Raw genomic sequence first — 11,238 nt, 5'->3', positions numbered from 1 at the left:
ATAAATCGATTTTTTATCATACCTTATGCCGATTTTCTATCCTTAAAGGCAATTGGCATAAGCGCCATCAAAAGAGCTACAGCCATGGGATTACTGAACTGGAACACCCACTCTGACAGAGCTGCCACACCCACTCCAACTATCATGGCAAAGGCAAACAATGCTCCGGGTGCATAATCCCTGTTCTTTAAATAGAATATAATCCCGCTGAAAAATGCGCAAACAAACATAAGGAAAAATACGATTCCCGCCAAAATTCCGTTATCATACATCACCTGAAGGTATGTATTATGTGCATGAACCGCTATCTCTCCGGATGGAAGTTCAGCTCCCATCTCATCATGTCCAAAAGGCGTCATCTGCTTAAGATATGCCTTAAAAATAGTTATCCTTCCGTTGGAAAATTCCTCAATTCCGTCCTCCGGTGTTCCGCTGTTTTCTTCAGCGTTCTCCTCCTGAACTTCGTCAGTATTCTCTCCACTGTCTGCGGACACCATAGCTTCCGCTGCAGCTGCCTCTGCTTCCATTCTGGCAAAGAGCTCATTTCCTCCGGTCTCCATCAGGTATTCCTTTATCTCAGGATCGGTCTGCTTGGAAGCAACTATTTCCGGAAGTGTATACATCATCCTGTCTGACTGATCTTCAGTAAGCGGAACTCCGTTTTCACCTATAGTTGACTTTCCTTTGCTATTGTAGTTCTCGATATCCTCCGGATAATTGTAATCCATCACATCTATATTCAGTATCTTTTCAGCGAAAAGATCCACAAATCTCTCGATACTCATATAGAGATGGCTGTCCGGCTGTCCGCCTCCGTAAAGTCCGAAATTGCCGGTTTCAACCAGGAATTTTTTCGGTCTTGCCACAATTGCCGGCATAGTTCTCTGTAGCATAAATGCTGCCGGAAAACTCAGTATTACAGCAAGTGCCATGGTTCCTATCTGAATCCCCAGATAGCGAAGCTTACCTTTTTTGCAGTCACCCGATGTGAGCACAAACATGCAGATAAACATCACAAGGCATGCAAGGTAGGATGTTCTGGAAATTGTAAACATCATGTAGGATGTCACAAAACCAAATAAAATGAATTCCTTCCAGAGATATTTAATTCTTGCTGCGAAGGACGTCATTTCTCTGGTCAGATATATCTTATACAGAAGAAGCACAGCAGAAGCGCATTCCATCACAGTCATATACTCTGCGGTTATGGTTACCGTATGAAAAACGAAAGCATATCTTCCTGTATTGAATGCCGCAAAGCTTCTATACATCCAGCAATAAAGCATGGAAACTACAAAATTCAGAAGAAGTCCGCCTATGATAAGCTCCGAATACTCCTTAAATCCGTATAACCAGTAACTGAGCATAAGGCCTATGGCAAAAGCTGCAAGTGCAACTCCCCACCATCTTGTATTCCTGAATACTACCAATACTGCAAATAGCACCAGAAGAACTATTCCGAAAATACTGATCTTATATTGGGATATCGCTTTTTTCTCAGCCTTCTCATGTACTCTGTGATATAACTCCACTGCAAAATTCAGCAATATGAAGCCCGCAAGTATAACCACAATAACCCCATAAGTCATTGCAGCATTATGAAGGTCATACTCCTTCTCTGTCTCCGGGAGAAGATGCATGATTCTGTAGATCACTCCAAGCACGATCGCCGCCGCACAGTAGTACACATTATGTTCCTTGAATATCCTATCCGCAGGGAATAGCAGACACAGGAAAATCAGGAGACAGATCATCTCCTTTCTCTCTGCCAGAGTCTGATAAATAGTATAAAGAGCATTCATGTACTCACAGCAAAACCATATCGCAGCTGCAATTGCAGACATCTGAAGAATGTTTTTGACATTATGCCAGAGCTTTACGTCAAGAGTCGCATCACTTTCATGGTTTATCGCATAAAATACAAATCCTGCAGCAATTATCACCCCTAACTCAAGGAAAAGATTTTCAACAGGCCTGATGTCAAAATATTTCATCGGCCAGATCAGTATCATCATCGCAAGAGTCATTACGGCAGCAATGGGATTGCCGACATATTTAATAACTTTATGAACAGAAATAAGCGGATCTTCCTTATCTGCAAATATCAGCTTTTGCAAACCTAACAGCGCAGCAGCAAGAAGAATGACCACAAGTATGATAAAGCCCGAAACCTTCTTGGAAAGAGGCTGAGTGTAATTATACTTTGCTGCAAGCTGAACGCCTTCAACACCGGTATCATGATATGCAAAGGATACGAAATAGGGTGATGTATCCTCGCCGGCATGCTCATAGGCTACATAATAGGTAGAAAACGCTCCGTTAAGTATCATAGTGTAGGTCTCACCGACATTGAGGTCAAGCCCCACTCTCACATTAAGATACCCCGGAAGCTCGGCATCCCTCAGATACACAAACCTCTGGTAGACTTCCTCCATATTTTCGTTATAGAATACCAGGCTCATATAATTGCCCAGCTCGACACTGTCAACATATATGTCTATTGATTCAAGCCTGTCATACTGAGCAATAAATTTCTGAACCACATCGTGATAATCATTTACTCTGTCCGAAGTCTGGACGATATCCCCACCACCCCTCTCGGTAATGGTTCTTTGCCATATTCGTAGCGGGAACACGGAAACAATTGCCAAAAAAGCAAATATAAGAATTACAGCTCTTATAGCTGCAGATCTGTAAACAACTTTTCTTCTCATAAATCCTCCACTGCATCATTATTATGCAGTAAAACAGTATATATCAGAATCGGAACCGCATACCACAAATAAACTGTATATCTCACAAGGTAAGTCGGCCCAAGCAGTACCGTCATCCATACAAGTCCCAGGAGTATCCAGGGATACATACCCGATTCTCTCCTTATCACGGCAGCTGTCATCATAAGATACAAAAACACCCAGAAATAAGCGGCCGGCGAAAACAAAAGTGAAAGGACCGGTATATTCTGCTGGAATTTCTCTATTGAAAGCTTTCTGTAAAAAGCATCTATAAACGGAATCGCACTGTGTCTTTTTCCCGGAAGTTCAACCTCATATCCGAAATAGGAACTGTCCTCATAGGTAAACGTAAACACCGTATTTCCCTGATAAACATTGATAACCGCGCCGGGATACCAGTATCCATAAGAAGTCAGAAACCACCCGTTCAAATAACTCATGGGATTCTCCATTCCCTTCTTTGCCCAGAGCTTCCAGAAAGAGGCCTTATCCTCCTCATAGGCTTTGTTATCAAAATACATTTTTAATATATCCGAGATTCTGGGTGTGTAGTGTGAAAGAGCCTCCTCGCTCAGATATTTATGTAAGGTCTCCTTCTCCTCCCCGGAAAAATTCTCCGGGTTGTAGTAATAAACTCTCGAAATCTGCTGTATCGGCACAGTAAGCATCTCCTGATGCTCACCCGTCTCGGCAGAGAGCACTGCTCCTACAGCAGTGTTTATGCAAAAATATATGATCACCGGAGCTATAAGAAAAGTTGCTCTGTGGAACCGATCTTTTTCTCTCATTATCTTTGCCGATATCATCACAACAAGAGCAAAGACAATATAAGCATAAAATCCGTTGTGCCTAAAAAGCATCATCAGCACTGCAGACACAATGATTTCCCAGGCTTTCTTCTTTTTCTCTCCGCGCCCCGTAAGCTCTTCCCACTCCAGCATCAGAACAATCGTCAGCACAAGAAATGACGAGAATAGCCCGTCCTTACAGGAACACAGGGTATACATGACAATTGTGGGGAAAAGTCCGAAAAAAGCTCCTATTATCCTTCTGGCCTTTACTCCTGCCCCGTGTTTTTTGAGGAAATTCAAATAATACGTAAATATATGTGTCATCAGAAGCATCTGACAGAGAATATAGAAGAATATTCCCGCATTATAGTTTCCCGTAAACTTATGGAAAAATGCCACACTTCCGCCTAGAAGAAGCACATGTAAAAGCGGATGATGAGTATTGAAGCTCCTGCTTAAAACCTCGATAACCTCTGTCTGAGCATCATAGACAAAAAATCCGGGGAAAACTCCGAGTAGCACCACAAAATTGCAGGCCGCCAGCATCATCCACACCTTGAAGAACTCTTCTCCGGTATAGCCGCGCCTACGCGCCGCCTGCAGCATAGTCCTCGCCCCGGTAATTACCGTTATGCCACCCGTTTCCTTATTTTTTCCCGCCTCAAGCCTGCACCAGCTGTACTTAACCGCAGCCGCAATCACTGCTGACAGAAGGAGAAAAATAAGCAGCATCCCGATATTGCCTATATCTATATGATCCGATGTCTCAAGCTGGTATCCCCAAACCAGAGACAGGGACATGCCTACACCAAATAAGACCGGCATCAGCCAGGTCTTATTCTTACTCTTCTGATTTCTCATGCGAAACCTCATCCCGGATAACGTATTGAGGATTGTTATTCTGGGATATATAGATTCTGCCTATATACTCTCCAGCCATTCCCACCATAAGCATGAGCATTCCGCACATGAAGGTTATCGCTGACATAAGTGCCGAAAAGCCCACAGCCGGCAGATCCGGGTACATAATCTTTTTAATCACGGTATATATTCCATACAAAAATCCGATAGCTGCAAATATACCGCCCATCAACGTTCCAATACGAAGCGGCTTAATACTGAACGCAGTGAAGCCGTTTATCCACAAACCCATGAGCTTGGAAAAAGTATAGCCGCTTTCGCCTACTTCCCTTGCTCTGTGGGTAACATCAACATTAACGATATTTCTGGTGGTTCGAAGGACCAGTCCTATGACATACGGATAAGAGCTCTTATACTTGATCATCTCATCCACCACAAATCTTCTGACCGCAAAATAGCTCGACACATGAAGATCCTTGGGCTTACCCAGCATAACATTAGCCATCCACTCATTCATGGCCGTGCCGAAATTCCTGAAAAAGTTGTGCTTTTTATGAGCATATCTTGCATAGACAACATCTGCCCCCTTCTCAATCTGATATAGGAGCTTACCAACCTCATCCGCGGGAGTTTGTCCGTCGTCATCAAGGCATACCACAATATCACCCTTGGACGCATTAAGACCCGCCATTATAGCTGCATGCTGTCCAAAATTCTTAGCAAGATTAAAGGCCTTGATTTCCTCATGCTCCTTTACTAGCTCACAGATTTTCCCCCAGGTGTTATCGGGAGAACAATCATTCACAAGAATGATTTCGTAGCTGTAAAGAACCAGCATGTCCATAGCGCCTTCAATTTCATTTATTACGTCTTCAATTGTCTGTTCCGAGCGATAGCAGGGAATCACAAAACTCACTAATTTATTTCGCATATCGTTATTTTACACCATTTCACAGTATCTTTTCCATCCGTATCATGTCCCCGGTCTCTCCATCGGAGCACAGCACCTTCGGCAGATCCTCTGTCTTCACAAAGCCTGCATGTTCATAGCTTTTAAGTGCAGAGATATTATCCGCAAAAGCCCTGAGTATAAGCCTCTTCAGGCCAAGCTTTGATGCTGCATACCTGCACATGAGCTCTGCCGCTTCATTACCATACCCATGACCTGTAGCATCATCCTCGCCGATGAAAATCCCGTACTCAGCGGTTTTCTCCTTCATATCTATGTCTCTTAAATATACGCTTCCCACCGGGTTATCTTCATTATCTCCAACGCCTCTTCCACCATCCGCAGCATCCTTTGGACAAATGATAAGCTGTACCACTTCTCCGGTCTCCACCTTGGTCTTCATCCAGTTGTTGTGAATCTCATCAGTGAAAACTTCTCTGTATATAAAATTGTTTCTAACCCTTGGGTTATTTCTCCATTTTACAACCAGGGGCGTATCATCATAGGTTATCTCCCGCAGATAAACCTTATCACCTTCTATAACTTTCATATTTATTCTTCCTTACCTCACATCCCACACTAAAAACTCCCCGGCGACTTCAACAACCTTCTCAGCACTGATCGCCCTACCTGCATCGGCGTAGTATTCCTTCATCCACTCAAGGTCCGTATCCTTATCCGTTATCACAAGAGCTTTATCATCAAAAATCGCATTCCCCATGTTCTCACTAAGCCCAAAGGTGCGAAGCTTTTCCTTCTCAATGGGGCTCTTGGATGCCCAGCCTCCCATCAGCGTAACATTGCTGACAGCATTGCTTTCTCCAAACATCTTCTGAGAATAGGTATACCCGGTATCCTCGTAGGCAACCGAAGTATAGACATCCATAAAATAAAAGTTATCACTGTGCATACTGCAGTAATCATAAAGCTCTTCGTAGGCTTTGTTATATTCTGCTCTACCCTCACACTCCGCCTCGGTTACGGCCAGAGACGGTCCCATAAACCAGAAACACATTGAAGCAAATGCCACAAGACAGAAGCCCGCAAAAATATGAAGAACCTCGGTCACATAGAGCCTTGGCATATCGCTCTCACTGTCCCTTTCGCGGATAGGTCCTGTCACGACTCTCCTTAGCATTTCTTCCGCAAGCACCACAAGTACTGTAATTTCTATGAGATATAGTGAATGAGTTATCCTTATCGGATCCCTGCCTCTGACCAGAATATAAAGCCATATCAGGGTTCTTCCGGCAAATAACAGCGCAGGTCTCCATGCTGCGAAAAGTAGCCTGCTCACGGTCTTTTTATGCCTTTTGCTCTCGTATAAAAGCAGCATGACATAGGTGACAAGATACATGATCCACGTCACTATATTCCAGGGAGAATCCGTCATAGGATATTCAAAACCCGCCGGTTTTGCCACACTTCTTAGTCTGTACAAATATGGTGAAATACATCCTGCCAGTCTGTAGAAAACAGATTTCTCATTATATAGCTTTTTCCCATAGGCGGCAATTTCCGCCATCTTTTCCGCATCTATGGCATCATCCAGGCCGAAATTGTAATTGACCAAAAGCTCATACTCACTTTCCTTAAGGCCGATGCTGTCATAGAAATCCTTGTTCTCATCATAAGAAGGTATCTGATAAAAATCGTACACCTCGGTTCTGCTGTCAAAAAAAGAATTAAACTCTCTCCAATCTTTAGTGGAATATCCCGCAAAATGAAAGAGTTCGCATATTATCAGCCCCGCTGCAATTGCTATCACAGGCAGAGCATTTTTCTTTAAACCATTTTCCCTAAAAAATCCATCATCCTCAAATCTGTAAAAAATCACAAGAAGCACAAAAGGAAGCATCAAAAGTGTCATCTCTGACCTTGTAAGAAACGCCAGAATGATTAAAGCCGTCGCAGCAATATCCTTCCTCTCAAAGAATAGAACCGCTGCCGCACTGCACATCATTGCTACCACAAAGGTGTACTGAACAATAACAAAATGTCCTCCTACAACAGTAAGGAAAACGGCCATAACCACTAAAATGCATATTATGCGCATCGCTGTCGCCGCTATCTTCGGCGCCTTATGTCCTACCTTGTCTACAAGGATATCCGAAATAACTCCCGCGAAGGATCTGACAAGCACAAACAAGCTCACATATTGACAAAGCAAAAGATATATCCCGTAGCAGTCAATTTTCCCGAACACCTTGTAAACAAGGCTTATCAGGAAGCTTATCGGATAGAGCATCTGGATATTGTGTCCCTCAGGTGTACCCGTGAAAACTCCCGCGAGAATATCCTTCATCAGGACGTCATCGTTTAAGTCAAACCAGTAAGAGTACAAAAGTCCCATAACAACAGCAAAAACAATTGTTATGAGACCTGTAATTATAGAATTGGCTGATGGGAAGCTCTTTTTATTTTCCATGTCACTTATTTTCTACATTGCAATTATATAGCTTTGTAATACTCTTTTACTCGCATTACTACTTCATCAAGATCTTCGTTTGTAAGACTATAGTACATCGGCAGTCTAAGGAGTCTTAAGCTTTCCTTGGTCGTATACTTATCTTCGCCATGGAATCTGCTGTACTTAAGGCCGGCCGTGGATGTATGAAGCGGCACATAATGTGAAGCAGGAAGGATATCGTTGGACTTAAGGTACTTTATAAGTCCCTCTCTCTCCTCGAAATCCTTGCACTTTATATAGAACATGTGCGCGTTGTGCTTACATTCCTCCGGAACATAAGGAAGCTCTATTTTACCGGCATCCGAGAGATCGGCAAAAGCCTCCATGTATCTGTTATAGTGATCCATTCTCGCATCATTTATCTCATCTGCCATCTGAAGCTGTGCATAGAGATATGCCGCATTCATATCACTCGGAAGATAGGATGAACCGGGCTGAAGCCAGGTATATTTATCAACCTTTCCAAGCTGGTAAAGTGTTCTGTTGGTTCCCTTCTCCCTTATGATGATCGCATCGTTTACAAAAGTCTCATCGCGAAGAAGAAGCGCTCCGCCCTCTCCCATACTGTAATTCTTGGTCTCATGGAAGCTGTAATTTCCAAAATCACCTATCGCGCCAAGGGCTCTTCCCTTATATGTTGCCATAACGCCCTGCGCCGCATCCTCAATAACAAAAAGGTTATGACGCTTTGCGATGTCCATAATGGTGTCCATCTCACAGCCAACACCCGCATAATGAACAGGAACAATTGCCCTGGTCTTAGGTGTTATCGCTGCCTCAATCAGATTTTCATCAATATTCATCGTATCCGGTCTGATGTCGACGAATACCACCTTCGCTCCACGAAGTACAAAGGCGTTTGCTGTGGAAACAAAGGTGTAGGAGGGCATTATCACCTCGTCCCCCTCCTTGATGCCCGCAAGGATTGCTGACATCTCAGTGGCATGGGTGCATGAAGTGGTCAAAAGACACTTATTAACACCTGTCTTCTCCTCAAACCACTCGTTATCCTTTTTGGTGTACTCACCGTCTCCGCAAATCTTCTGGTTTTCCACACATTCTTTTATGTATTCCATCTCCTTCCCGGTATAGGGAGGTACATTAAAATTAATTCTCATAATCTCTCACCGATCAGTTTCAAAGTTGTCTGAATCAATTGTCCTTTTGTTCAAGAAAAATCTTTCGTGTGATAAAGTTATATACCATTACTATGCCTGTAGCTCCGAACTTGAAGAACAGGTTCTTTGCAAAGCTTTCGCTCATGATGCTCTGGAGCCATTTCCAGTGCATGTAAATAAGGTCAACACCTACGTAAAGGCAGAGCTCATTAAGTCCCATACCGATAATGCTGAGGATAAGGAAAATTGTAAACTCCTTTTTCCTACTCATATCGTCTCTGCGGACAAAAACAAATTTAAAGCTCAGAATATAGTTCACAACCACCGACACCGTAAAGCCGATAAGTCCCGAAACAAGATAATAATACGGGAAAACCGATGCGATACCTGTCTTAGTAAATACAAAGTTGGCTCCGAGATACAGAAAGTAATCCACAAAAAAGCAGAATACTCCGACAAGTCCAAACTTCATTATCTGTTGCAATAAATTGTTCATAATTCCTCCGTTAAATATAGCTTCTTCGCGGAGAAATCCGTCTCCACTGTCACTTACCTCGCCGCATAAACTTCAAAGCGGTCACTTTCAAAGATTTTATTATACTTCAGGGTTTCAAGGAAGTCCAATAACATGGTGTATTTTTTGTCTGCCGTGACTTCTCCCTCAAAATTCGGGTTCACGATAACTACAGGAAGCTCCGTACTATCGCCCGTCTCAAACCCGGAAATAGCGTCTTCAAATTTTTGTATTGTATTCGAATCAAGATTTGGCCATGTACTGAAAATGGCCGGCTCCATGTCAAGGAGATACGAAAGTCCCGGGGCATTTCCGAACTGTAAAAGCTTTTTATCCCTAAGCCCCTCTTTGCTTAATAGACTACTTAGCTCCGCAAGGCTGTCAGCATTTTCAGGTGTCGTGTACATACCCGCTGCCTTGGAAAGCTCCTGCGTTCCAATAAGAGCGGATCTCTCCGTTCCGTCAGTCCCATCCACAAAGCTGTATTTATAATGAAAGATCGTGCTCTGGAAAAATATCAGAACAAGAATCGCCATATACATAGCCTTCCAGGTAAAGTGCAGTTCCTTTGCACCTGCTGCCTGTCTCACTCTTCTGAACATCCACATGATAAATGGCGCAACAATGAAGAGATTGTTAAGAAGCGGGTAGGTATAGTTATTGCTTCCAAGCGGTGTAATTATCATAATCAAAAGGCACGCAAGGCAAAGGCTTCTCTCCGATGCCTGTCCGCGAAGGCCCCTGGTAACACCGAGAGAAAAGAAGCAGATGCCGCATATCAGGAACATCATCGCCGGTTCAAACATTGAGTCATAGTAAAAATAACTCCTGGTAAATACGCTCTCCTGATAGTAGTAATAGAGCAGCATAAAAATGCCGGCAATATATAATATTCTCTTAATCCAGTAAAATCTTCCGGGCTTCATAAAAAACATGATTGAGCCCACGATCATGCAGGGTATCATGATTACCATATGCTTAAAGCTTGTATACCATGCCGCTAAGATTGCTCCTGCCATTCCTCCTGCCGAATAATCCGTTGCTTCGGCGGACATTGAAAACAGCGAGGAAATCATTTCGGGATAAGCTCCAAATCCGTAGGTAATACTGATTGCAATAAAAGGAATGATAAAACCTATCAAATATCCCGCAATGCAAAGTCCGGTTTTTCTCATAATTTCCTTGAAGCTATTTTTATGGATACCCTCGTAGTACCACAATATAAGTATCATTGCCGCTTCGACAATATTGGGAAATCTCACCATTACGGAGATTCCAAAGAAGAAACCGGCCAATACAAATTTCCATTTTGTGACCTGATAATCGGTCATGGCATGCATCAAAAGAAGCGTGCCTGTGGTGAAGCAAAAATATGTCAGATAATTATAAAGAATTACTCTGGGACACCAGCAAAGATTTATGGCGATTATTTCACCGATGAACATCATCCAGCCGGGCATCCATCGCTGAAGCAGATAATACGCCACGATTGCAGTCGCACTGATCACAAAGGAGCAGTAAATGTTCATCCCCAGCATGGTTTTTCCGCCGGGAAGCGCCATAAATAATCTGCCCACCATATTGGGAATGTATGTCGCAATGATCCACATGGGATCAAGGTTTCCCGTATACTCGTAATTCCCAAGGCTGTAAGTTGTGTCGGTTGTATCAACCCCCTGCGCCACTCCGATAAGAGGGTACAGAAGCAGAATTATAGGAAAAACCCACTTTTCGAGCGGTTCCTGATATTTTTTAAGTCTGAATATTTTTTCTCTGACTGCGCTCAGTGTAAGCATACCC

Annotated in this window: 8 protein-coding genes; all 8 read right to left on the bottom strand. The window is 43.2% G+C overall.

Annotated elements, in window-relative coordinates; all coding sequences use genetic code 11:
• Positions 1-23: 23 nt before the first annotated feature.
• Genes BMW61_RS04805 through BMW61_RS04770 form a run of 8 tightly spaced genes read right to left on the bottom strand, consistent with a single transcriptional unit; the run spans position 24 to position 11,234 of the window.
• Positions 24-2,714 carry an O-antigen ligase family protein gene (locus BMW61_RS04805; RefSeq protein ID WP_091820088.1) on the bottom strand — a complete coding sequence of 897 codons (2,691 nt, stop codon included), beginning with the start codon at positions 2,712-2,714 and terminating at the stop codon, positions 24-26.
• On the bottom strand, positions 2,711-4,387 hold the full coding sequence (locus tag BMW61_RS04800; RefSeq protein ID WP_091820086.1) for a DUF6020 family protein: 1,677 nt from the start codon (positions 4,385-4,387) through the stop codon (positions 2,711-2,713). Before BMW61_RS04800 ends, BMW61_RS04805 begins: the two co-directional genes overlap by 4 nt.
• Positions 4,368-5,318: a glycosyltransferase family 2 protein gene (locus BMW61_RS04795; RefSeq protein ID WP_091820085.1), complete on the bottom strand. Its 951-nt coding sequence runs from the start codon at positions 5,316-5,318 to the stop codon at positions 4,368-4,370. Before BMW61_RS04795 ends, BMW61_RS04800 begins: the two co-directional genes overlap by 20 nt.
• A 19-nt stretch (positions 5,319-5,337) precedes the next feature.
• The gene (locus tag BMW61_RS04790) at positions 5,338-5,886 is read right to left on the bottom strand and encodes a GNAT family N-acetyltransferase (protein ID WP_091820083.1); all 549 of its coding nucleotides are present in this window, start codon (positions 5,884-5,886) and stop codon (positions 5,338-5,340) included.
• A 12-nt stretch (positions 5,887-5,898) separates the two neighbouring features.
• Positions 5,899-7,764, bottom strand: a complete 1,866-nt coding sequence (locus tag BMW61_RS04785) for a hypothetical protein (RefSeq protein WP_091820082.1) — start codon at positions 7,762-7,764, stop codon at positions 5,899-5,901.
• A 23-nt stretch (positions 7,765-7,787) separates the two neighbouring features.
• Positions 7,788-8,924 (bottom strand): dTDP-4-amino-4,6-dideoxygalactose transaminase, encoded by a 1,137-nt coding sequence (rffA, locus tag BMW61_RS04780; protein WP_091820080.1) that lies wholly within the window; start codon positions 8,922-8,924, stop codon positions 7,788-7,790.
• A gap of 34 nt (positions 8,925-8,958) precedes the next feature.
• Positions 8,959-9,420 carry a GtrA family protein gene (locus tag BMW61_RS04775; RefSeq protein ID WP_022760290.1) on the bottom strand — a complete coding sequence of 154 codons (462 nt, stop codon included), beginning with the start codon at positions 9,418-9,420 and terminating at the stop codon, positions 8,959-8,961.
• 53 nt (positions 9,421-9,473) lie between these two features.
• Entirely contained in the window at positions 9,474-11,234 is a 1,761-nt protein-coding gene (locus BMW61_RS04770; RefSeq protein WP_091820079.1) for a hypothetical protein, read from the bottom strand.
• Between the last annotated feature and the right edge of the window lie 4 nt (positions 11,235-11,238).

This window comes from Butyrivibrio sp. ob235 (assembly GCF_900109475.1).
GTDB lineage: Bacteria > Bacillota > Clostridia > Lachnospirales > Lachnospiraceae > Butyrivibrio.
The sequence above is the reverse complement of the archived record's forward strand: the minus strand, read 5'-3'. Positions and strand labels throughout refer to the sequence as shown.

Bases quoted from the DNA above. Each gene is read 5' to 3' on its own strand.
- BMW61_RS04805 (WP_091820088.1), bottom strand. From the start codon at position 2,714: ATGAGAAGAAAAGTTGTTTACAGATCTGCAGCTATAAGAGCTGTAATT.
- BMW61_RS04800 (WP_091820086.1), bottom strand. From the start codon at position 4,387: ATGAGAAATCAGAAGAGTAAGAATAAGACCTGGCTGATGCCGGTCTTA.
- BMW61_RS04795 (WP_091820085.1), bottom strand. From the start codon at position 5,318: ATGCGAAATAAATTAGTGAGTTTTGTGATTCCCTGCTATCGCTCGGAA.
- BMW61_RS04790 (WP_091820083.1), bottom strand. From the start codon at position 5,886: ATGAAAGTTATAGAAGGTGATAAGGTTTATCTGCGGGAGATAACCTAT.
- BMW61_RS04785 (WP_091820082.1), bottom strand. From the start codon at position 7,764: ATGGAAAATAAAAAGAGCTTCCCATCAGCCAATTCTATAATTACAGGT.
- rffA (WP_091820080.1), bottom strand. From the start codon at position 8,924: ATGAGAATTAATTTTAATGTACCTCCCTATACCGGGAAGGAGATGGAA.
- BMW61_RS04775 (WP_022760290.1), bottom strand. From the start codon at position 9,420: ATGAACAATTTATTGCAACAGATAATGAAGTTTGGACTTGTCGGAGTA.
- BMW61_RS04770 (WP_091820079.1), bottom strand. From the start codon at position 11,234: ATGCTTACACTGAGCGCAGTCAGAGAAAAAATATTCAGACTTAAAAAA.